The sequence below is a fragment of the Sodalis sp. RH16 genome (genome assembly GCF_047324245.1).
GTDB lineage: Bacteria > Pseudomonadota > Gammaproteobacteria > Enterobacterales > Enterobacteriaceae > Acerihabitans > Acerihabitans ligni.
The window spans coordinates 4,187,344-4,210,146 of the sequence record NZ_CP178737.1; the positions used below are offsets into that span (position 1 = coordinate 4,187,344).

Genomic DNA, 22,803 nt, shown 5'->3' on the forward strand with positions numbered 1-22,803 from the left:
TTATTTACCAGAGTTATTTTCTGAATGCCTCTTTCAAGCCATTTAAATGAACTGGCTTAAAGTAAATATCATGCATCCGGCGAATATCGCCGTGTATATCAATACTGACGATGACATCAATGCTTTTTAGTACCTTGCGTAACAGCACATCAAAAGGAATATTCCGGCAGTCGGGGTTTTCATAGCAGCGGTCAATGATCCCTTCAATACATTCTTTCGGGCTGCCCGCATGCATGGAGGTGATTAATCCCTCATGCCCGGAACCAATAATTTTCAGCGCGTCCCATGCCTCTCGCCCGCGAATTTCCGCCAGCAATATCCGGTCAGGGTTCATGCGATAATTAGCACGGATCAGTCTGCCGGGCGTGACAATGGCGTTGTCCCCGGCATCCGCCGGGTAAAAAAGATGAACATAGTTGGCGTGGTGATAAAAACGGATTTCAGGATTATCCTCAATCGTTACCAGACGGAGATGCAGCGGAATATAATGCAGCAGCGTTTTCATATAGGTGGTTTTGCCGGAGCCGGTTTCACCCACAATAAAAATCGTTTTGCCGTATTCCACCGCCTTTTCCATAAAACGGGGGATGTTCCCGCTCTGATATAACTGAACCAGTGCATCATCTTGGCTTTCCGTTTTCTCCTGACCGGCCACACGCTGATAAAATCCCGAATCAATCCATGACTGATGTGTTTTCTGTTCAAAAGAGGGCTTGCGCAGCGTAATGGACACCGTATTACGCTCACAGGCGGGGGGAATAATCGTCTGAATACGTTCGCCGGATTCGAGAGTGGCCGACAGTATCGGTGACGTATCGTCAATATTATCGTCCTGCCAGGACGCCAGCGCTCTGGCAAAAGCATGACACTGACGCAGCGTGACCGGGGATTCATGCCGCTGCCATGCCCCCTTTATTTTGGTGTGCAGTTCCCCCGGTCGGTTAATTGCGATTTCGGTCAGCCCTTCGACTGGCAGATAATCACCGAACAGCTGATTTTTCATAAAATCCAGTGACAGGTTTTCAGCGCTCATACCATTTCTTTTTCAGCCGTAGTTGATAAACAGAGGAAAAATCAATATCCGTACCGGTCATGATGCCGATCACATCGCCCTGGTTCAGGTACATCGTGGGCGGGATACTGATGCTGTTTTCCAGCGTCGTTTTCGCCATTTCCGCCGTGGCGGCGCGGGTGTTTTCGGTATAGTCGGTATTGCGGTCTTTACCCGGCGCGGCCTCTGATGCCGCTGCTGCCACGTCCTGCACGGTACTCAGCATCAGGGCGTTGCCGAAACGCTCCCAGAAATGGCTGTCGATCCAGCCCGCGATCCCCGCCTCACCGAGCGGGCCGGTGGCCTGCGTATCGGTGAGCGGGATTTGCAGGCTGCCGGGCTCCGGCGTGCGCAGCTCCGTCCACAGCACAAACATCCGGCTGCGCCCATGTTGCAGTGCGCCGGTGCGGTAGACACCACGGGCGACCGTTCCTGCCGGGATCAGTTTCACATGGTTACTGGCGCTCCAGACATTTTCACCGATCAGGCAGGAGATATGACCGCCAACATCGGACACGAAGCGCCGCATCATCGAACACGGAATATAGTGATCCACCGGGATATAGAGATCGGGATCAAGGCCCAGCCGCCTGACACCGGTGACGCGGGCAACGCCCGGATTGTCGTTGTTATTGCTGCCTGCCGGTGCTGTCGTATCCGGGCAGCGCAGGCGTCCATCTTCGCCACTGACCAGTACCGACTGACAGGATGTGTACGCCGTGGAGGCTGACGGGCTGCCCGACGTTTCCGTGTTGCTGCGCAAACCGCTTCGGGACGAGCGTGTATTGTCGCCTGACCCTGTACTGCCGCTGTTCAGCCCGTCTGTCAGTGCTGCCGCCTTGTTCAGGGCGGGTGGCCCAGGCGGCAGAGCTGGAGTGGCCGGGGCGCTCTGACTGGCAGGGCCTGCGCTTTCCTGCCTCCCTGGCCCGAACAGGCCAAACGGGTTACTGTCCATGCCCAGATTCTTACGCTCCTGCTGCACCGCCCCGGAGGAGGGCGGCGGCGCGGTGTCAGATTTTTTCTCATCATCCCTTTTCAGGGCGCTGAGAAGACGATCGCCACCGGATGCCAGGGCGATCACCAGCGCCAGACTCAGCAGGCTGACTATCAGCGTACGGTGACCGGACGCCTTACGGAAACGGGTCACTTCCGGCTGGCCGGGCGGCGTTTTCTGCTCCGGCTCCTGATATGTCATTGCCGCGCGGGCGCGTTCACGGGCTTCCGCTTCCCGTTCTGCGGTGGTTTTTTCCGGTTCGTCCGGGAAAGACTTGTCGGTCATTTTGCCTCCAGCGTAACGGACGGCGAAACGGTGTCACTGTTGGTCAGCGGGATACGCCCGAATCCGTCGTTTTCGATCCCCACCACAGAGGTGCCGTAACGCAGTACCAGTTGCGGCGATGCCGGAACCACCATCACGGTGTAGTTGCCCTGTTGAACTGTCTGCGGCGTGACCGCCTGCTCCTGACCATTAACCACCCGGAAGACAGAAGGCAGGGTTTTCGTGGGGGAAAAACCGATATACGCAAAACGGCCGTCATCCCAGGCAAAGTCCGGGGCGATAGAGGTTGATCCCGTGGCCACCCGTTTTATATAGCGCCAGTTGCGTGGCGTGGTGGCCTGCCCGAATGCCGCCGCTATCTGCTGCCGGTTCAGTGTTTCCTGCTGTCGTTGCTGGCGGGTGGCGCTGGCGGAGGCTGATTTTTTCCTCTGCTCATCGGGATAGTGGTAGCGGATAACAAATGCCTGAGCGGGCGAGTCTTTATCCAGCACGTTCAGCTCCAGGCTGTAGTCGCGTTTCGATGTCACCACGAACAGGTTGGTTTTCCAGTCTTTTGCCGTCGGCAGAAAGACCTGGCTGATGTTGTTTCCGCTGGCATCTGTGACCGGCTGAGCGATGGGATTCGGGCTGACACCCACCCGGTTATCGCTTTTCGTCACGGTCCAGCCCCTGGGAAAGCCCGCCTGAGCGTCGATGACTGTTTCATCGTCATCAAACACCAGCATGGTGACGTAGCCGGGTCGGGTACTGACGACCGTGGCGTTCTGGCTGTTGTACGTGACGTTCTGCATCCGGCTGTCATACGTGCTGCCGCGCGGTATTGCCGCGCTCCACGCCACGCATGACGCCAGTAAGCCGGAGAGGAGCAGGATGTGTTTCAGCATCATTCCCCCCTCAGCTCTTTATCGCGCTGGTAGCTGGTGACGATAAATCCCAGCGGGTTCACTTCGCGCTGGCTGTCGGTCAGTTGCCGGTGCGGGACGTAGCGGTAAGTGAGGCGGATATTCCAGACATCCGTTTTCACAGAATTATCAGCAATACGACGAATTGTGCGCTTAATACGCAGTGTTGCCAGATTATCCGGCCCGGTGGCAGGCGCATGCACATTGGAAATAATGTCGATATAGACAACATATTCCGCCTTGTTAAAAATAACGTCCGGTGCCTGGTCGCCGTTAAACCCGTCCAGATAGTCCCGGTTCACGCTGTCGCTGTTAAATAACTGCACGTCGTCATAATCACGCTGGAGGGAGAAATAATTATATCCCTCGCGGAGTCTGACATAGTGTGCTGCCAGTGAATGCGCCAGTGCCTTTTCAGACGAAATATCCCGTTCCTTCACGCGGGTCATATATTCATAGCGCCCGGTCTGGTTATCCACTGACCATAATTCAGTGTCGGTGGTTTTCAGCGGCAACAGAATAATAATGGCCGCAATCGCCATTGCGGCCAGAATCAGTCCGGCAGCGGCCACCCGCCAGGCGGTTTTTCGGGAACGCTCTTCCTTTTCCAGCAGGATGGATTCAAAAGAACGGGAAACATTAACAATGTTCTGAATATCAGACATGGTGAGTCAGCTCCTGAATGATGGCGGGGGAATTTACAGGCTCGGGTTCGCCGGATACCGGCGGAAGGTCGCCCTGATGCCGTGCGCAGCCCGTGAGCGCGCACAGCATCAGAAGGAAGATGCTGAATTTCATGGAAGCCCCTTATCGTATGGATGCAGGAATGCCGCACCGGTGGCGCAGGCCACGGCGTGACGGGGAAAGGAAATTAAGAGACGGGAGGATTAACGGTGACGCTGCCGGTTCAGGCGTTTCATACTTTCGATGGCGGCGGCGCGTTTTTGCCAGGCGCTCACGGTTTTACCCGCGCCTGCGCCAGTGAGTCTGCCGGTCGCCGCTGCGACGGCCATGCCGCCTTTCGCAGCCAGGCGGGCACCACCCTTTATCCCCGGCCCGGCAAGGTCGGCGGATTTGTTCGCCAGTCCGGTCAGACCACTCATGGCCGCCCCCTGTAACACCGCCTGTACAGCGGATCCGCTGAGGGCGCTGGCGAGCTTCGCCGAGAACCAGACCACCACACCGGCTGCAATCCCGGCCAGCAGGCACTGTGCCGCCAGCGTCACCATGTTGCTGACATTGGATGTCCGGGTCGCTGCATCAAGGATTTTATTCAGGTAATTGATGGCGATACGGATGGATAAGGCGGAAAACATGATCGTTAATATTGCCGCGAAAATCGTTTTCAGCCAGTTATCAAACATCGGCTTAAGAAAACCGTACAGCAGGCAGAAAATAAAGAGCGGCGCGGTGGTCGTCATTAACAGGATGATAATTTCAGCGAGCAGGTTGACAAAGGTGGCAGCCAGTAACAGAACGATCGCGCCGCCCCATACCAGCACTTCGGCAAAGCCACCATTCAGTTTGACGTAAGTCGAGGTGTCCATACTGAACAGTGTCTGCCCCAGTGTCTGTGCCTTTTCCCAGACGGTATCAAGCAGCGCCCAGACGTTATCATTGCCGCTGACACCGTCTTTGAGTCCCTGGATAGCCGCTACCGCCATATCCAGCCAGCCATCTCGGTTTAACGCAAAGGTGGTGATCAGCAACATTCGCCCCACATCCCAGACGACATCTTCAACCGGGGCCCGGAGTTTGCCAGCCAGTGTCTGATAACCGCGATACAGTATAAATAAGGTAAAAGAGCTGACGATGATGACACTGATCATCGTACCGTAAGTGGAAGACTGACCTTCCAGTACGGCATTAAGTCCATCCATGATGTTTTTGTCCATACCCACAAAAATACCACCGGACATGGTGCCTCACCTGATATATAAAGAAAGGAAATAAAAAACAGGGAGAATTCCCTGTTTTGCTGGAGGAGATATTACTGTGTGACGGATTTTCTCTTTTCGGCTTCCTGCTGAAAGATTATCTCAAATTTTTCTTTTATTCCGGGCTTGCCAATTTGAGCGAACATAATGGCAGCCCGTTGAGCAAACTCGCAGTTATCGCTTGCCTCGCCATCCTTCAGGCATTGCGTATAAACCGCATAAGTTTCGTCAGGATGCTGCTTATACCAGGCCTCGGATTTGGTTTCCTTGCAGCCGGACAGTAATATCACGCCTGAGAGTATGTATAAGGTGAACAATGATCTGAGCACGGATAACCTCCTTATAAATTATTAAGGTCAGCAACAGGAGCCGTTAGCTGCTGCTGTTCAAAGGCTTTCTGTCTTTGCTGTTCCAGCAATGTCGTTCGCTGTTCAGCCTGTCTGACAGACATCTCCCACTGATTCGTCAGCGCATTTAACTGTACGCTTTTCGCCGCAATGGCGTTAGCCAGATCCTGAGACTCTTTCGAGTCCTGCGCATTCGATATACGGTCAGATAAGTCTGATATATCGCTGAGTGTGTTGTTTATCCTCTTTTCAACGTCAGTGGTATTCTCAATCGCCATTGCCTGATTGAGGATCATCTGTTTGCAACTGTCGGCCAGGACCTGAGACTTTATTCCTTCCTGTTCCTCGCTGCATACGCTGAATGATTTGTATTTATTGTAAAGGTTTTGCAGTTCAGCAGAATATGAGCTGTTTTGCGTGGTCAGCAGATCATCCAGTGAAATACCGCTCTTACGGAGATTATCAATATCGGTTTTCAGGCTTCGGGCATCGCTGAGAAAACCCTGAATATCCCGCACGCCGGTTGCAGTAGCTAACTGTTTTTTATACGCATCAAGTTCACTTTTATAATGGGTAACTGTATCCTCCCATTGCTGTAATTTCTGCATCCACTGGTTAATGGATTCGGTATTCTGCACGGCGTCGAAAACCGGTATTCCGGCGCTGAACGCCTGCGTCGAGAAAAATAACGATAATGCCAGAAAGGTATATCTGGTACGCATATCAGTGACCTCCGTATGAATATTAGATTGCCCGCTCAAGGAAAGTTTCTTTCCATTCATCAGGTCGCATGCCGTCCTGATAAATGGCATCGAATATTTTCAGGTTGTCCTCACTGCCGCTGAGGAGCCGGGTGAGTTTACCCAGCCCGGACAGATCCATTTTTGCCATCGCCACAAACGGGCGGGTTTCCCCGGCCCGCAACGGTGTTTTCAGGATGACCATGTAATGCTCGCCCGGATCCAGATTCCTGACCGTGTCATAAACGCTGTCCGGCACTTTCATTTTTTCCACGTAATCCGCATGACTGGCCTTCGGGTTGGCGAGGAAAATCTGGGTGCCGCACTGTTCAATAATCGCCGGGGCGATGGGATGTCTGACGATTTCATCCGGTGACTGTGTTGCGGGGACGAATATGCCGTTCAGCTTGCGGATAACTTTCAGCATATTGAGCGAGAAACGGGAAAATTCGACATCGGACAGCCAGCGCCAGAACTCATCCATAAACATCACCAGGCGGCGACCGTCCAGCAGGCTGGTCACGCGATACAGCAGGTAAAAGGTCACGGGGCCGCGTATATCGTCATCATCCAGAAATTCGGTGCCGTCGATACCAAAGTTATCGACATCGCTGATGGTGAAAGTATCAGCCTCGTTATCAAACACCCAGCCGAACTCGCCCCCCTGCGCCCACTGTTTCAGGCGAATACGCAGCCCGTTGGTGCGGGCGTCTGTGGTCGGCGGCTCCGGCAGCACTTCCAGCAGCCGGGTGATCCCGAACCGGCGGTACTCCGGCGGATAGTCCAGCATGATGGTGTCAACGGCGGCACTGATCCGTTCCTCATCGCGTGGATCGAGCGGCTTACCGTTACGGCGGCACAGCATGCGCACCAGCCGTTTGATGAAACTGATGTTCCGGCGGGTTGGCTCCAGCGCAAACGGGTTGAATCCGGTGGGCTCGCCGGTACGGATGCGGAAATAACGCCCGCCCGCCTGGCGGATCGCCATCTCCGCCGCCCGATCCTTATCGAAATACACCGTGGTCAGCCGTTTGAGGGTGGCAGAAGGCGCAAATGTCGCCGGGTTGCGGTACTTCTGCATCAGTTGTTGCATGACCGTCATCAGCAGGGTTTTGCCGGAGCCGGTTTTCCCGATAATCGCCGTATTCCCTGGCGTTTTCTCACCGGTGTCATCCCGCCCGGCCTGGCTGTCGTGAAGGTTCAGGTAATACCCGCCACCGCCGGGCGATGTGAGGATGGCGATGGCTTCCCCCCACGGATTGCCGTTGCGTTTGTGGGGATGGAAGTTATGCAGGCAGGCCATATCGGCAAAATTCTGGCTGCTGACGGCTACCAGTCGGGGACGCAGCGTATAGACGCCCGGCAGTTGCGCCAGATATGCGGCGGGCAGTGACAGGGTGGAGAGCGTCGTCATAATACCCAGATCGGCGAAGGGCTGGGCCAGAACGTTAGTGTCCTTCACCACCTGTCCGGCACTGTCTGAGGAGATCAGCAGGGAAAAGTGGAATTTACCGCACGACACATGCCCGGACTGGAGCAGGTCGCGCAGGACAATCAGCTCTTCGCGCTGGGAAGTCGCGTCGTCGTCCGTGGAGTTAAGTCGTTTTTCCGCTAGCCGGATATGATCCTGCGCCTCATCCCGTGCCATACAGGTAAAGGACTGCGTCAGAACATACTCGCTTTCGGCGTACAACAGTGCGTCCAGCATACCGGTATGGGTTTCCGGGGAATAATCCTTAATCTCCAGGCTGCGGAAGAAGCGGGAACCGCTGACGGTCTGGCATTCACCGGTGTCGGTAGTGAAAAAGACGTCTGGCGTACTGAGCGTTACATAAAATGGTGAACGCGTCACGGCCACCTTCTGCCAGCGACCGGTAAGCAGACGATGGAAGAACGCCAGTTGCGAGGAATATACCCGCCCGTTTTCTTCATATATACCCAGCGGCGTTGCCATATAGCGGGATAATGAAGATTCCAGTGCTTCGCGGTATTCCAGCATGATGTTGAGCGCGTCATCCAGTGCTGCCTGGCGTTTACCGTGCGACTGCGCTTTCATGGCTTTCTTATCAATCTGAGAGAACGGCGCGTAGCAGACGGTGAAAAACAGCCGGTGCCGCCAGAACGGTTTTTCTTTTACCGGCTGGTAATACCGCCGGGTCACGTCATCGGAAAAGGGAATACCCGAACAGGCTTCAAAAGCATCATGGTATTTTTCACGGAGCCGGTGAATATAGAATGTTACCGGCAGCCCCTCATAAGAACGAATAACGTTATTCAGGTGCGTAGCCATCAGGGTCAGATGATGTTCATCTTCACATTCAAAGACCGTGCCGCCCAGCTCCCAGGTGGCAACCAAATCACGGTGACGATTTCTGATGACGTAAGGGTGAATATGGGAGGAGTACGGAATATATTTATCCAGCGTAATACGCTCGTTTAATTTCATTTTCTGAATAAACTCCGAGACATCAACGTTATCGTACTGGTTTGCCAGAAGGGCATTCGCGCCAAAATGGGTATTGGTGAAAAGTCGTCCACGGGTTTTAAACGCCAGCCAGAGCAGACTGAAATAATGAATGTCCTTTCGGGTTTTATTTTTCATTTCCGCCCAGGCAGGAATGAGCAGAACTGCCAGGTAATAGCTGACATAGACCGCCAGCAGGACGATGGCCCCGCTGACGAGAACGAACGGCACCAGAGGAATCCCCATAATGGCGGCAGGACGCGTCAGTGCTTTATTCAGCGTAGCCATCGTTACCTCTCTTATGATGCCCAGTAGGCACCGAAGCCGGATGCGCCGACAATCAGGATCGCGCCGATGATGACGTTACGCATGTCGTGCAGGCTCTTGCCGTCGAACAGCACCTTGTAGCCCACCCACATGGTCGCCAGTGTGATGGTGACGGCGGCCAGTCCCAGCAGGCCAGTCGAAGTATTGCTCAGTGTCTCATTGGCCTTGTTAAATCCGCTGTCTGCCGCCAGCGCCGGGGCAGACAGCAGCACGGAAGCAACAGCGGAGTAACGGCGTTTACGCATGATCATTTCTCCTCATCAGGGATAACAGGGATAGCGCCGCGCATGACGGAACCGGGATAATGCAGGGAAGTCAGGACCGGCGCAGTGGCACCAACAGGCTCGCCGCGCAGCACAACGGCGGGATAACGGACAGACGGTTGTGTGCTCGGGTCAGGGACTCGCTGCCAGTCTTCCCGGGTGGACGGGACGACATAGCCAATGCGCTGTACGTAGCTGGTCTGGTTAAAGGTGGATTCCGGTCGCTGTCCGGCTTCAAAGTTGCCGGAGTAGTAACAACTGAGCGCCCGTTTCAGGGTGCCGCCGCGCCGGTAGCAGTCGGCGAGAATGCGCTCAAATACCGACAGATTGGTACAAGGGTTAAGCAGGTCGCTGGCCGTGACGCCGTAATGGTGGAAATTGGTGCTGGTGATTTGCATCAGGCCGACCGAATAGCGTCGCTCCTGTGTCGCCAACTGTCTGGTGAGGCGGATCGCCTCCGGCAGGCTCGTGGGGAAATGTGAAATCACGCCCCGGCTGTCTGGGAGAATTTCAGCAATGGCGTAAGGGTGGAAACCGGATTCGACCCGTGCGACATCAAGTGACGTGGACGGGTGAATACTGGCGGCGCACTGCACCGCCAGTGCCAGAAAGGCAGTGGTGGAAAGCATGCTGGCCTCGTAACAGAGAGACCGGCGGCTTATAGAAAAGTACGCCGCCGGGGGAGAAGAAGAGAAAATGGATTAAGCGGCAGCGGAATCCTGTGAAATGTCGCTTTCTTCTCTCGGTTCGAGCAGCACCAGCCTGCCGGAAACCGCGATACCGGGAATCAGTACGATATTCAGGCCGGGTTTGCCGTTATGCGCGAAGGCCACGCCAACCTTTGTCCAGTACGTGTTTTTTTCGCCCCGGGCATCGGGCTGGCTTTCCTGGGTAACATAGACGTGATAAACGGGTTTTCTCATGTAATTTCCTTTAATCAAAAGCAGTGAATAAAATAAACCGATCACATCCCGGTTCTGCATTCCGGTTTTAACGGGGCAGCGAGAACATTCAGCGGCACCCTGAATTGTGGTTACGTGACAGCCCGATCCATTTTGTTAAAGAGCAATACCCGGCCCGGACGAATTAACGTCCATCTGGGCAACCATGCTGTAATGGCAATTTCAGGATCGGATATTTAGCACAGGATATAAACGAAAAACTCAAAATAAAAAGAAGAGAGATTAATAAATGGAAAATTTAAGATGCTATGAGAAGGATAAAAGTATAAAAAAGAAAATAGAGACTCATTTAAATTTAATGAGAATGATAAGGACGTGCAGAGAAATAATATCTTCGCACGTCATTGTTGCCATGATTAACGTTTACGGCGCTCAAGTTTTTCCTGACATTCCGTACACGTGGTTACGCCCGGCAATGTCTGTCGTCGCTTTTCAGGAATGGGTTTACCGCATACACGACAGTGGAGTAATGACGGTTCTGACCCAGGTTTAAAACGATTCTGTTCAATCATCTCCTCCAGTCGCTGCTCATTAAATTCCTGATCGCGGTCGATCTCATCCGGCATATGTCGTCCTCCTGTTAGCGACGACTTCCTGTTCGCACAACGCGATACGCTTCCAGACCGTGGTGAGTGACAACCCTCTGGCCTTCGGCAGAAGGGCATCCGTCACCTGTATCATTGCCATCAGCGCATCAGGCGACTCAAGGTTTTCTACCCGGAATTTTTGCCATTGACGCCAGATTTCAGCATCTGTCTCTTCATCTGGCTCAGGTGTACGTCCATACGGCACGCTGACACCCAGTAACCGTCGGCGAAGGCAGACGTCATTGGACGTCAGGCCAAAATAGTGGTTGAGCAACGCAATAGAACCACCGAGCCGGATAGCGCGTTTAATCTGCTGTTGTCGCCTGTATTCCTGGCGCGCCTGTGCCAGTAAATGGTGCAGAATATCATGACGAACAGTAATCGAAACGAAGGGTGTCGCCGCCCGGCTGACAGTAAACAGTTCTTCAAGGGATAACTGATCGAGAGCATTTATTTCGTCGAGAGTAAATCCCAGCGCTTCACAGTGGCGAATATTACCTTCTTTCAGTGCATGCAATGCATCGGCCATGATGGCGTAATTAATTGATGGGATCATTCGGTCATCTCCTCACGCTGTATTTAGGTAAAAAAATTGAGTGGGAAAATCCGTGAAAATATCATCAACTGGCTTCGCGATCTGCTAATTTAAGATTGATCCACTCATCAATTTCCGATTCCAGCCATGCCACACTGGATGGGCCGATCTTAATTGAATGAGGAAACGAGCCATTTTTCATGTACAGATATATCTGAGAGCGTTTCAGACCAGTTTTTTCTTCAACCTGTTTGAGTCGTAATAAATGATGAGAAGTCATATTTTTCTCCTGTAACTGACATAACCTGATAGCATCTGGAGTTTATAAAAAACATAGTATTCATCCGTTGGAAAGCAGGTAACCCCTTAATAAGGCTCATGACACCCTTATTAAGGGTTTTGGGTTTTATCATGTAAGGATGTGTTTAGCGGGATAAGAATGCTGAGGGAGGAGCACCACGCTCCAGAGCATTTTTCAAAGTTTCGGCGCTCAAAGATTCTGTGATACCGTCATCTGATGCCCATATTTCAAAGATAGAGAGAAGTTTATATGGATGTTTCAGCTGTGGGCTGATAGCATCATTATGTTTGCAGGCCAGCCAGAACAGGCGGGATAAGGGGGTAGTCATACGTGTTGATGAGTTAGGAAATTCTTTGTTCTTTATATATAAATTAATTAGTTTCTCAACTTCCTCCTGACGTATGACAAAACGAGCATCTGGTGGTAAGTTATGAAGAGGGAAATACCCTTTTTGCTCATATTTTCTGATAGTGTTTTCAGATATCTGAGCAATAAGATTATGCGAGATATCTTGAGGTAATCTCGCAATTTGTTTTTTCGCACGTTTTAACCAGGTCATCTTCTCGAAAATTTGATATGCCTCTCCTAGAAAATTGACAGTTATGCCATAGTTGGCAGCTTTCGCTCCAATAATCGGTAGGGGAAAATGAAGTTCATGTGCCAGCATTCTCTGTAGCAAAACATATTCATAACCCATTAGTGTCGTATCAATAATCTGTTGCATGGGATGGATATATTTATCCTCTGTGCTTAGAATCAAGTTTTTCCCGTAAGTAAACCCTCTGTTATCAAGAAGGCATAGTTTGTCAATCAATTCTCCTTCCAGTTGTCTGAATTTTAACTTTCCATTTCTGATTTGTATTTTTTTAAGTATGACAGGTGACTGAAAATAAATGGAAAGAATAATGTTTCCACTTAAGGCATGACGATAAATATCGCTGGGAGTAATCTTTTTCTTTGCTGATTCTGTTGCGATCTCGACGGCTTCTGGGATAGTAACCCAAGCGGGCATTTTATTATCGATGGTTAATCTTAGAGCGGTTTTTGGCATGATATCACCTCTTTATGTATATTATCAGAACAATTAAAGAGCAATAATTTTCATGCCGTCAGCGCAGGTATTTATCTGGCAATGATCTGATAGAGAGTAGGACGGTAGTGATAGTGAATTTCGGTTGATAATATACAGGCCGTTCTCATACTGTTAAGTGATCGTGCTTTTCAGTTATTAAATAGGTCTTTTCTCCTTAAAATGGAGATTTACAAAAGAGGATGGCGCGAATGGTTTTTTGGTTTTGTTAGTAGGTAAATGTTATTTAGTTTATTTTTATAGTAATATCAGGTGGATAAGTTACTTTAAATAATGCTTCCATTTCAGTTATCATTTGTGATTGATCAAAAAAGCGGTTTGTTAGATATGATAAAATGCAATATCGTATTGTATGTACAATTTGATAGAAATGATTATTCATCATTCAGGGAATGAAAGCTAACATATGAGGTGCCATGATGATGAAAAGATTTGTAGAAGAGTATCTTAATGAAATACACATAAAAAAATACTCAATCATTACGATCAATCCTCTCGATGAAGTTTCAATTGTGTCAAGCCTGCCACATCGTTGGGAACAAGATTTCATCAAAAGAAAATTACATATTCGAAGCAATATTGTGTTAAAGGCTAAAAATAAAATCACTCCATTTAAATGGTCTACTGTAAATACTGATAACGAAGATATAAGAATTTTATCTGAAAAGTATGGAATTTACTGTGGAGTAACTTTTGTCATAAAAATAAAATACGAAATAGTGATTTTTACTGTGTATTTTAATGACGATAATGATGCTTTTGTTAAATTATATTCCAGTGAAAAGCATAAGATTTTGTTTGATGTCTTAAGTCTTTTTGAGGACCACTATGAACAAAAGACTATATATGCATTTACAGGGCGGGAAAAGGAAGTTATGAATTTATTGAAAATTGGGAAAACTTACACAGAGATAGCCATGATTCTTGGTGTGAGTGAGAGGACTGTGAGATTTCATATCAATAATGTTCTCAGTAAGTTGGATGTGACATCTGTACGTTATGCAATATTTAAAGCAACATCCGAAGGTCTAATCTGACAAGGTAATTCCTTGTCAGATCATATATTAGTAACGGTAGAATCTTGAAAGACGTTCTCTTAATCCATGTGTATCAAGTCCATGCGCCTGGATGTGTTCTGCCGGTGTGCCAAATTGCCTTAATTCCTGTCGTTTTACACCAATGGATAATATTCTATGAGATACATCGGACAATGCCTCAGAAATTGTATGGGCCGTGGTGCCTTCCAGATATGGTTCAACAATTGCGATATCCGGAACTGAAAGAGTGTTCCGTAATGTTACGCTGTCGAAAGGAGAGATAACTGGCGCGTACAGTACTGTTATATCAAGATCCTCTGTAGCCTCTAATACTCTGTCAGCGACTGGACCGACTGCGATTACGGTGCCCTGATGACCAGTCCTCAGTACCGTAAAACTATTTCCACCTGACCAGTATGTTTGTTTATTGGTTTCCGTTGATAACCGAATGTAGTAAAGGCCGGTATCATTTGCGGCGATTCTAAGTGCGTACTCAGCTTCTTCTGCATTTCCAGGAACGATTATTTTCCAATCTGCTAGTGTATTAAGCAGTGCAACATCAGCCGGTGATTGATGCGTCCGTCCATCAACGGACAAATCATAAGAGGCACCGGCACTGACCAGCACAGCACCGACATTCTGATGATTCAGTGAAATTTTAATTTGCTCAAAGGGGCGTTCAATTAGGAAACTGGCAAAGGTATGCGCAAACGGACGCATACCAGATAATGCCAGACCTCCAGCCATATCGATCATTAGTTGTTCCCTGATCCCGGTATTGATAACCCTGTCAGGAAAATCTCTTAAAACATCACTGAATCTTTCTGCGGTAATATCTGCAAGTACCAGTGCGACATTATCTTTTTCCCGAATCAAGTCTGACATGACGACTGCAAATCGTTGTCTCATTGCGTTTATTTCAGCAAATCTTTGATCCCAGGTTAAAACTTTCTTCATTTTATTCTCCTAAATTTGTCTGCGAGGTTTACCTGATTTGGTTTCTACAGCTGCGATAATGGCGTGAGGTTTATGAGGATGCTCTCTGGAAAACACCCGGTACAGTTCTTCTTGATCTCTGCCATTAACGCGGCTGACCTCCCAGCCCTCAATTGAAAACCGGTGTGATATTCCTCCTGGCCAACCAAGAGTTGATGAGTCATTGTCTATGACCACGACATTCAACTCTGATAGCCCGTGTCTGCCTGCAAAAGGAATAGCTTCAAAATTCGAACCTTCATCAAGCTCTGCATCACCCATAAGAACCCAGTGCTTTGGTCCCGTAATTCCTTTGGCGCGTAGCGCAAGAGCGGAGCCAATAGCCAGAGGTAAACCATGCCCTAATGAACCACTGGATATTTCCACACAGTCCAGCTTTGTTCGGTCCGGGTGGTATCCTAATTTACTGTCATATTCACCATAGGTTTCCAGAAGCTCAGGTTTAATAAAATCCTTTAATGCTAGCACTGCGTAGAATGCCATGGGACCATGCCCTTTTGACAAAAAGAAACGATCTCGATATTCATCTCGTACTTTTACGGGGGAACAATTCAGGACTTTATCATATAATACCTCGATGACATCAAGTGTGGAAATAGACGAAAGTGCGTGTTTTTCATCACCTGTCATCAGTGACAAATAATGATTCAGAAGCTCTCTTTTACTTTGTGCTGTCTCAATATTGTTCATTAACGTTTTCTCGCAGTTTCATAAACATTGGAATTAATGTAATGATTGCGCAGCTAATCAGTACCACACTCCAGCCGGATATCGAATAGAGATAAGAGGATATAAATCCACCAACTGCGCCACCAGTAACAAAACTTGTCATATAGCAACTTGCGGCTCGTGCTTCATTTCCCTTGCAGGAAAGAAAAAGTCCACGCTGATTATTGACGTGTATTAGCTGAATAAATGCATCAATTAGTAGTGCACCTGTGAGGGTAATAATAAAATGATTTCCGTAAATTCCCATCACCAGTAGACTTATGACAATTAAAAAGTACAGAGGATTGTTTTTGTAATTTATAATTCGCAGAATCCATGATGAGAAAAGGGCTGATGAAGCCCCGGTAACACCTGTCAAAGAAAAAAGCCCTACCTGTGACTGACTGAAATGAAAAGTCGTGGTCAGAAACATAGAAACATTGCTCCAGAATGCGGAGAACAGAAACATAATGGCAAATGCGTTAAAACAATAATGCCTAATTATAGCATCCTGCCTAATTCCATTGATGTTCAGATATAAAATACGGATGTATGAATTTTTATCTCGATTATTCTTATCATCGGATGTCGGATAAGAGATGAACAATAATATACAGGATAGAAACATCAGTATTGCAGCTATAGCATATATCGACTTCCATCCCCAAAGTTCACTAAGCATACTCGACAGAAAACGGGAAAAAAGAATACCTGTTAATACACCGGCCATTATTCGGCCTATATATTTAGTTCCATTTTTTTGTCTGCTTAGTCCGGCGGTAATTAATGGAATAGCGGATGTTCCCACTCCGACTAGAAATGCCGTAGTAGACAATGCGTAATAACTCTCAGTTAAAAAAAACAGCAATAACGATATTGTGGAAACTAAATACAATAGTGTGATTAACTTTCGCTTGCTATAGAAATCCCCTAAAGGAATTATAAAAATTAAGGATAGAGCATTACCGACTAGAGAAAATGAATACAGCATGGATGCTTTTTCATAAGAAACCATTAGTTCACTGCTGATCACGGGAGCCAGTGGCTGAACGTAGTACATATTTGCTGCGGTAAAACCGCATATTATAGGTATAAGACAAATCAGGATTATATTGCTGAACTTTTCCATGCTGCACCTTAGTTTATTTCCACAAAGCCGCAGAGAATAGGCTCTCGTCAACTTCATGTATAAGATTTTCTGTAATTTCCGTAAATCTGTTCACCATATATTTGACACCAGTATTTATCATCTCTTCCCGCTGGAAATTATGTGGCATGGACGCAGGCACACCTATAAACCCGGACCCGAGGACCTTACACACTTCTGCAACACGATTGATGTCATCAATAAACACAACTTCATCAAAATTCAGGTTAAATTTTTCTTTTACAATTTCATACATCCCCGGACGAAAGGCATTGATATCAATATATGGCATCTCTTTATCGAAATAATTTTCAAAAGGTTTTAAAAACTTGTCGAAGCTATATTCTTTATTTCTTCCTCCATAGCAGGTCATACGTGCCCCTGTACTATGTAACAATGCCAGCGTTGATTCGATATCTGGGAAAACTTCAACCGGATGGTCTCTGAGGTAGTTATCTCTGGTTTTGAAAAAATCATTAATAACTTTTTCACCTGAATAAGGAAGTTTACAGGCTAATGAGAGATTATGGCCTGCGGTCACTTGTGGAGACCCCCAGACACTTCGTTCGATCAATGGCGAGTAGTTTACGCCAAGAGATTCAACAAAAATTTTAATTGCCGGACTATATGTGTCATTAAGAACAACACCATCACTGTCGATCGCAAATAATTTTATTTTTTTGAGGTTCATTTTTATTACCCTTTTTTGTATTGAGAAAATATCAGAGCAGCATTTTGCCCACCAAATCCTAAGGATGTACTGAGCACATTTTTAATACCAGTCCCCTGGATGATTTCTGTTGCAATATTGATTTTTATTTTATCATCAATATTTTTTAAACCAGCAACAGGAGGAATTTCATCGTGTATAATTTTTAATACAGAAAAAACAGCTTCCATTGCTCCTGTTGCGGCAAGGCTGTGTCCGGTAACGCCCTTTGTTGATGTTACCCAGGGATGATTACCGAATATGCGGAACAAAATACTGCCTTCGAGAGCATCATTAAGAGGTGTTGATGTACCGTGTGAATTAATACACTGAATATCAGTCGGAGATAGCGAGGCATCTTCAAGCGCCCCATAAATTGATTGAGATAATCCAGAACCATCCGGTGCAGGCGATGTGATATGATGTGCATCATTTTCTGAACCATATCCAGATAGCGTTGCATAAATTCTGGCTCCGCGCTCCAACGCACTTTTTTCATTTTCTAATACCATAACCGCTGCGCCTTCGGAGATAACAAAACCGTCCCTTTCTTTGTCAAATGGTCGTGACGCGTGTAAAAGGTCGCTATTTTTTGAAAGTGCACCAATCTTTGTGAAAGAGGAAACAACAAGTGGTGTGATTGGAGCCTCACTGCCACCGGCAAGAACAATATCGCATTCCCCGCTTTGGATAAGACGTTTGGCGGTTCCTATCGCATCGGCACCGGATGAGCATGCCGTACCAGTCAGATATGTAGGACCGTGGATGCCAAGTTCAATAGCCATATTGCCTGTTGCCATACTTCCCATTGTTGACAAGAGATAGAGAGATCCAATTGTTCCAACTCCTTCCAGAACGGCTCTTTTATTCAGTATTTCCAGTGAAGTTATGCCTGCGAGAGAGTTACCCAGCACGATACCTGTTTTCACACCTCTGCGAGACAGGTCTAAACCTGCATCTCCGAGAGCACTCTTGGCCGCGTATATGGCATATTGAATAAAGGGATCGCATCGCCAGATCAATGATTTACTCATATGCTGTTCAGGTACGAAATCCTGAATCCGGCATGACCACGAGACTTCAAGATTACTCAGTCGGGGATCAGGTTTTGTCATCCCTTTCCCTTCAAGTAGGGTTAAACGACACTCTTCTGGTGTGTTACCGGCTGAGGAGATGATTCCTATGCCTGTAACCACGACTTTGTTTTTCATATTCATACGCCTTTTAATTCTACATGCTGTAGTCCTTTGACCCTTTCCATGATGGTTTGCAATGTATCGCTATTAACCAAAGCCAGTCGGCCTTCTTCAATATTAAAAGACCTTTCAATTTCAATCTGAAATTCTACTATGCATATAGAGTCAAGCCCCATATTCTCAAGAGATCTGTTGTCCTGAACATCACTTTCAGAAACACCAAATACATTTGTGAGTAAATCTTTTAATTTATTCATATGAACCTCTCAGTTTTAGACTAATGGTTGCCAGCGTTTTTTTAGCCTGAATTACATCGACTTGAAAGGAATAAATGTCATTCTGTAATTCTACTTTTTTTATTACAACGAGTGCTGGGATATGTGTTTCAACAAAGCTAAAAAAATATCCTTTTAAGTTTACAGGAATAAATTTATCACTTTGTTCATTCATATAAAGCGACAGATAACTATAACATATTTGTTTGGCTGCCTCCGTAAGATTCATACCAGTGATATGATCCTGCTCATGATCATTAATTGATTTATTGTTTACATTTATATGAATTATTGCCTTAACATACGGCCCGTTATCATTTAAATCTGCCAGAATGACATTTCCATGAGATGTGTAACAAACACTGGCAGGAGAAAGCGGTGCTATGACTCCAAACGTGCTTATGGCGTCAGGAATTTTGCGTATGAGCTTATAACAATCACTGCTTATGTATCTTACGTTTATTATAACTATACAGATGACTGTCATGTTTATTTTGAAAATAATGTTGAATTTATTCTTATTTTCTCGATTAACAGCCGAGTACTTTGAGTAAATGTCAGCTTTCAGCCTTTCTGTATCCCCAGTCCTTGTCGGATAATATTTCATTGACCAACTATCTAACAGAAACTTACTGTCCAGTGTTATACCATATTTAGTATGTGACAAATATGTTTCAACCTGCCTTGCGCATTCTAATAAAAAAATCGGGTTTATCCTGTTTTTACAAGCGAGAAAGTCACTGTAAAAATGATGATCGGTAATTAGCCTGAAATCACATTGAAAATGATTGTCGGAAATTTTCGATATATTATTTATGAATATATCGTTTTCATTTTTCTTATGAGTGTATAATTTGGCATCTTTCATTTTTCACAGTACCCTCTAATTTCTGATCTTAGTAAACGCTTTTGGAAATTAAAGGAAACTGTCAATTCTGACAGGGGCCTTACATAGGATCATAAATCACATACAACTGGGATATGTGAATGTGTGCATCAAGTCACATTACTGCTTCCTGTTTCTTATTTTCGTCAGTAGTTTTAAACTAGTGATGCCTCTTACATAAGCACATGATCTTTTTTTCTTTAGGAGTAGTAAGCTAGAGTTCCCTCTAATGCAGAAGAAACTCTATTTATGAAAAATTCCTCTGACTGACGAATGGATTTGCCCCTATATTTCCATACACCTTTTATCACTTGCCCCATTGCTGCTCCGACGCCGCAGATATGCACGTGGCGAGCGGTATCCCAGCGCACTGTGCAGATGTCATTCGTTATAGTGTTCGAACGCCTTCGCTAGGTTTTTCACTGCCGTTAACCCGTCATGTTTCGACATAATACTGATAGTCGTGCTTCATCGTTTTCACGAAGCTCTCAGCCATACCATTGCTTTCAGGACTGCGTACCGCTGTGTTCCCGACTCAATTCCTGTCATTAGGACGTACTGCCGTGTAAACCGGTTATCGCCGAACCGGATGGGGTCTGCCGAATAGGTGGCAGCAGTTGCGCTTTCCTTTTATCAGGTGAAACTTCTTTTTTTACCGGCCGCCAGTGTGTTGTGGATGGCAGATTAACGAAACGATGAATGAACAATGCAGCACTTTATAAATCCTGAAATGAATTACTGATTGCTGCGATGACTGCCTGAATGCGCTCCGCTGACCAGACATCCGGACTGGCGACGAGCCAGATATCGACTGGCTCGCTGTGTGCAGGCATAACGTTTACCAGTTCAGGACAGCATCGCTGCACTATTTCTCCGGCCATCATCCCCACGCCAAGCCCCTGGCGCAGCGCTTCAATAAACAGCCACTGAGACGTTGCCTCCAGTACAATATGTCCGTTTGTCAGCGGCTCTCCGCACAGCCACTGCCAGTACTGCGGAACAGACGTCTCGGGAAACATCACTAGGTCATGACCTGAAAACGCACTGCCGGGCGTAGGCAGACCTCGTCGGGCAACATATTCCTGAGAGGCATATAAACCTGTATGGAAAGTTGCCAGACGGCGGATGATTAAACTGCCATCTGACGGACGGGCGCTGCGTACCGCCATGTCGGCCGCCCCCCGCCGGATATCCACTATCTCGGGAGAGGTGGAAAGCGTTACCCTAATGTCGGGGTGTCGTTGCCTCAGGGCTGAAAGTGCGGGCAGGATAAAACATCTGCCCAGCGAATCGGTTGAGGCAATATGTACTTTTCCTGCCAGGGATGTGTTCATTCCTGCGCTTTTACGTTCAATTGTTGCCGCCGTGGCTTCCATCTGCTCAATATCCGGCAACAGTCGTTCCCCGTATTCCGTCAGACGGTAGCCTTCCGGATACCGGTTGAATAACGTAGTATTGAGTTCCTCTTCCATATGACGCAGGTGGCGTGCCACCGTGGCCTGGTCAACATTCAGGCTGACAGCAGCAGCCCGTAAACTTCCCGTCCGGACGACCGCCAGCAGGTAACGGATATTATCCCAGTTCATCATGCCCCCGGTATTTTTGCAGCGGGGGTGCCTGTTTCCGCTGCGTTTTCAGGTACTCCTTTCTTTTTTACACTTCATACATGGGTTCGCCAACAGGAAAAAAGAATGAAAGGTCCGGTCACCGTCCCGCATGAACGACATCAGTTCATTGTCCTGGTCACGCTCTGTGTCGGGATGTTCATGGCAATACTGGATGTGAATGTGATTAATATCGCCACCATCAGCATCCGTTCTGAATTCCATGCCCCGGTTTCTGCCATAACCTGGGCGGTGGATGCGTATAACCTGTCGCTTTGTGGCCTGATGTTGTCGGGAGGCACGCTGGCTGACCGCTATGGTTCCCGCCGCATCTGGTTATCTGGGCTTGTCCTGTTTACCTGCGCTTCACTCGGGTGCGGTATGAGCGCGGCGATGTGGCAGTTAATTTCCTTCCGCATTCTCCAGGGCGCTGGCGCAGCATTGTTTATTCCAGCCTCATTCTCTCTTTTATCAGCGGGCTGGCCTGACCGCCACGCACGACAACAGGCCATCGGCATGTTTGGCGGTCTGGTGTCAGTTGCGGCGGCGGCAGGCCCGGTACTTGGTGGCATTCTGGTGGAGGATTTCGGCTGGCGCAGCATCTTTCTCATCAATCTGCCTGTGGGGCTGTACGGTATCTGTTCCGGTTACAGGCTGTTACCCGCTGTCTTGCCATCCCGTTTACGGGCGCTGGATTTCACCGGTCAGATTCTGGCGATGGCCACTCTGGGGTGTCTGAGCTGGGTGCTGATACAGCTCCCGGAACAGGAATGGGGCCAGAGTGCACTGCCGTTAATGACGCTGGCATCACTGTTGTGCGCGGGATGTTTTGTCATGGTGGAGCGTAGGAGCGCGTCGCCCATGCTGCCGTTAGTGTTTTTTCGCAGTCCGGCATTCAATCTTGCCAACCTCAGCGGCTTTTTTATCAACGTCTGTTATTTTGGCAGCCTGTATGCACTCAGCCTTATTATCCAACAGTACTGGCATTACACGCCTTTTCAGTCCGGTATGGCACTCCTGCCGCTGGCATTTTTTCTCTTTGTCGGCAATCTGTCCGCAGGGCGGTTGATGCGGCGCTGGGGAATAAAAAAACAGATGGTCGCCGGTCTTTTCTCGGGCTGTGTGGGTTATGCAGGCATGATGTCGTTACAGGGGCAGATAACCCTGCTGGCCTTTCTCTCAATGGCCCTGCTCGCAGGTGGTGTGGCGTTTGCCGTACCACCAATGACCGCAGCCGTACTGGCAGGCAGAACGCAGGACACAGCGGGTACCGCCTCCGCCATACATACCACTTTCCGGCAGACAGGCTCCCTTGTGGGCATTGCGCTGGCCGGACTGATATTCTCATGCACACAACACCCCGTCACCGTACTGATGGGCTTGTCAGCGCTGGTCCATCTGCTGCTGGTACTGATGAATGCCGTGATGCATTCTGAGATTAATTAACCTGTATTTGTCTG

At 48.1% G+C, this 22,803-nt stretch carries 26 protein-coding genes and 1 pseudogene; 2 read left to right on the plus strand and 25 right to left on the minus strand.

Annotated features, from left to right (window positions below; translation table 11 throughout):
* Positions 1-13 precede the first annotated feature (13 nt).
* The 16 genes from virB11 to ACL2XJ_RS19255 form a co-directional block, all read right to left on the minus strand.
* Positions 14-1,033: a P-type DNA transfer ATPase VirB11 gene (gene virB11 / locus ACL2XJ_RS19180; RefSeq protein WP_413724157.1), complete on the minus strand. Its 1,020-nt coding sequence runs from the start codon at positions 1,031-1,033 to the stop codon at positions 14-16.
* A complete protein-coding gene (gene virB10, locus ACL2XJ_RS19185) occupies positions 1,023-2,330 on the minus strand; it encodes a VirB10/TraB/TrbI family type IV secretion system protein (protein WP_413724158.1) in 1,308 nt (435 codons plus the stop codon). The genes virB11 and virB10 overlap by 11 nt, the downstream gene beginning before the upstream one ends.
* On the minus strand, positions 2,327-3,217 hold the full coding sequence (gene virB9 / locus ACL2XJ_RS19190; RefSeq protein ID WP_413724159.1) for a P-type conjugative transfer protein VirB9: 891 nt from the start codon (positions 3,215-3,217) through the stop codon (positions 2,327-2,329). The genes virB10 and virB9 overlap by 4 nt, the downstream gene beginning before the upstream one ends.
* On the minus strand, positions 3,214-3,897 hold the full coding sequence (locus ACL2XJ_RS19195) for a virB8 family protein (RefSeq protein WP_110221686.1): 684 nt from the start codon (positions 3,895-3,897) through the stop codon (positions 3,214-3,216). Before ACL2XJ_RS19195 ends, virB9 begins: the two co-directional genes overlap by 4 nt.
* On the minus strand, positions 3,890-4,030 hold the full coding sequence (locus tag ACL2XJ_RS19200) for a hypothetical protein (RefSeq protein ID WP_032936799.1): 141 nt from the start codon (positions 4,028-4,030) through the stop codon (positions 3,890-3,892). Before ACL2XJ_RS19200 ends, ACL2XJ_RS19195 begins: the two co-directional genes overlap by 8 nt.
* Before the next feature lie 89 nt (positions 4,031-4,119).
* Positions 4,120-5,151, minus strand: coding sequence for a type IV secretion system protein (locus ACL2XJ_RS19205; RefSeq protein ID WP_413724160.1), 1,032 nt, complete (start codon positions 5,149-5,151; stop codon positions 4,120-4,122).
* A 71-nt stretch (positions 5,152-5,222) separates the two neighbouring features.
* Complete coding sequence (locus ACL2XJ_RS19210) at positions 5,223-5,498, minus strand: EexN family lipoprotein (protein WP_413724161.1); 276 nt, start codon at positions 5,496-5,498, stop codon at positions 5,223-5,225.
* An 11-nt stretch (positions 5,499-5,509) separates the two neighbouring features.
* Positions 5,510-6,238, minus strand: coding sequence for a type IV secretion system protein (locus tag ACL2XJ_RS19215; RefSeq protein WP_413724162.1), 729 nt, complete (start codon positions 6,236-6,238; stop codon positions 5,510-5,512).
* A gap of 22 nt (positions 6,239-6,260) precedes the next feature.
* Positions 6,261-9,008: a VirB3 family type IV secretion system protein gene (locus ACL2XJ_RS19220; protein WP_413724163.1), complete on the minus strand. Its 2,748-nt coding sequence runs from the start codon at positions 9,006-9,008 to the stop codon at positions 6,261-6,263.
* Between the two features lie 11 nt (positions 9,009-9,019).
* Positions 9,020-9,298, minus strand: a complete 279-nt coding sequence (locus ACL2XJ_RS19225; protein WP_073554396.1) for a TrbC/VirB2 family protein — start codon at positions 9,296-9,298, stop codon at positions 9,020-9,022.
* Positions 9,295-9,939 (minus strand): lytic transglycosylase domain-containing protein, encoded by a 645-nt coding sequence (locus tag ACL2XJ_RS19230; protein WP_413724164.1) that lies wholly within the window; start codon positions 9,937-9,939, stop codon positions 9,295-9,297. Before ACL2XJ_RS19230 ends, ACL2XJ_RS19225 begins: the two co-directional genes overlap by 4 nt.
* Positions 9,940-10,011: 72 nt before the next feature.
* On the minus strand, positions 10,012-10,233 hold the full coding sequence (locus tag ACL2XJ_RS19235) for a hypothetical protein (protein WP_142879790.1): 222 nt from the start codon (positions 10,231-10,233) through the stop codon (positions 10,012-10,014).
* Positions 10,234-10,628: 395 nt separating this feature from the next.
* On the minus strand, positions 10,629-10,838 hold the full coding sequence (locus ACL2XJ_RS19240) for a TraR/DksA family transcriptional regulator (RefSeq protein WP_047740676.1): 210 nt from the start codon (positions 10,836-10,838) through the stop codon (positions 10,629-10,631).
* Complete coding sequence (locus tag ACL2XJ_RS19245; protein WP_142879789.1) at positions 10,828-11,415, minus strand: DUF2857 domain-containing protein; 588 nt, start codon at positions 11,413-11,415, stop codon at positions 10,828-10,830. Before ACL2XJ_RS19245 ends, ACL2XJ_RS19240 begins: the two co-directional genes overlap by 11 nt.
* Before the next feature lie 64 nt (positions 11,416-11,479).
* On the minus strand, positions 11,480-11,674 hold the full coding sequence (locus ACL2XJ_RS19250) for an AlpA family transcriptional regulator (protein WP_413724165.1): 195 nt from the start codon (positions 11,672-11,674) through the stop codon (positions 11,480-11,482).
* Positions 11,675-11,819: 145 nt separating this feature from the next.
* Complete coding sequence (locus tag ACL2XJ_RS19255; RefSeq protein ID WP_413724166.1) at positions 11,820-12,746, minus strand: hypothetical protein; 927 nt, start codon at positions 12,744-12,746, stop codon at positions 11,820-11,822.
* Between the two features lie 455 nt (positions 12,747-13,201).
* Between ACL2XJ_RS19255 and ACL2XJ_RS19260 the strand changes: the two genes are divergently transcribed.
* Complete coding sequence (locus tag ACL2XJ_RS19260; RefSeq protein ID WP_142879741.1) at positions 13,202-13,822, plus strand: helix-turn-helix transcriptional regulator; 621 nt, start codon at positions 13,202-13,204, stop codon at positions 13,820-13,822.
* 27 nt (positions 13,823-13,849) lie between these two features.
* Here the strand turns inward: ACL2XJ_RS19260 and ACL2XJ_RS19265 are convergent, their stop codons facing one another.
* The 9 genes and pseudogenes from ACL2XJ_RS19265 to ACL2XJ_RS19305 all read right to left on the minus strand — a co-directional run bounded on the left by ACL2XJ_RS19265 (position 13,850) and on the right by ACL2XJ_RS19305 (position 21,328).
* The gene (locus ACL2XJ_RS19265; protein ID WP_413724167.1) at positions 13,850-14,779 is read right to left on the minus strand and encodes a transketolase family protein; all 930 of its coding nucleotides are present in this window, start codon (positions 14,777-14,779) and stop codon (positions 13,850-13,852) included.
* Positions 14,780-14,788: 9 nt separating this feature from the next.
* Positions 14,789-15,508, minus strand: coding sequence for a transketolase (locus ACL2XJ_RS19270; protein WP_142879739.1), 720 nt, complete (start codon positions 15,506-15,508; stop codon positions 14,789-14,791).
* Positions 15,495-16,655 (minus strand): MFS transporter, encoded by a 1,161-nt coding sequence (locus ACL2XJ_RS19275; RefSeq protein WP_413724168.1) that lies wholly within the window; start codon positions 16,653-16,655, stop codon positions 15,495-15,497. The genes ACL2XJ_RS19270 and ACL2XJ_RS19275 overlap by 14 nt, the downstream gene beginning before the upstream one ends.
* A 13-nt stretch (positions 16,656-16,668) precedes the next feature.
* Positions 16,669-17,364 carry an HAD family hydrolase gene (locus tag ACL2XJ_RS19280; protein WP_413724169.1) on the minus strand — a complete coding sequence of 232 codons (696 nt, stop codon included), beginning with the start codon at positions 17,362-17,364 and terminating at the stop codon, positions 16,669-16,671.
* 5 nt (positions 17,365-17,369) lie between these two features.
* Positions 17,370-18,593, minus strand: a complete 1,224-nt coding sequence (locus tag ACL2XJ_RS19285) for a beta-ketoacyl-[acyl-carrier-protein] synthase family protein (protein WP_185964004.1) — start codon at positions 18,591-18,593, stop codon at positions 17,370-17,372.
* 2 nt (positions 18,594-18,595) lie between these two features.
* Complete coding sequence (locus ACL2XJ_RS19290; protein WP_142879735.1) at positions 18,596-18,835, minus strand: acyl carrier protein; 240 nt, start codon at positions 18,833-18,835, stop codon at positions 18,596-18,598.
* Complete coding sequence (locus ACL2XJ_RS19295; protein ID WP_413724170.1) at positions 18,828-19,721, minus strand: AfsA-related hotdog domain-containing protein; 894 nt, start codon at positions 19,719-19,721, stop codon at positions 18,828-18,830. The genes ACL2XJ_RS19290 and ACL2XJ_RS19295 overlap by 8 nt, the downstream gene beginning before the upstream one ends.
* A 303-nt stretch (positions 19,722-20,024) precedes the next feature.
* Positions 20,025-20,265, minus strand: a pseudogene (locus tag ACL2XJ_RS19300) (integrase core domain-containing protein); the annotation flags it as partial.
* A gap of 190 nt (positions 20,266-20,455) precedes the next feature.
* On the minus strand, positions 20,456-21,328 hold the full coding sequence (locus tag ACL2XJ_RS19305) for a LysR family transcriptional regulator (RefSeq protein WP_413724171.1): 873 nt from the start codon (positions 21,326-21,328) through the stop codon (positions 20,456-20,458).
* A 102-nt stretch (positions 21,329-21,430) separates the two neighbouring features.
* Here ACL2XJ_RS19305 and ACL2XJ_RS19310 point away from each other — a divergent pair, with 102 nt between their 5' ends.
* Complete coding sequence (locus ACL2XJ_RS19310; protein ID WP_413724172.1) at positions 21,431-22,789, plus strand: MFS transporter; 1,359 nt, start codon at positions 21,431-21,433, stop codon at positions 22,787-22,789.
* Positions 22,790-22,803 lie beyond the last annotated feature (14 nt).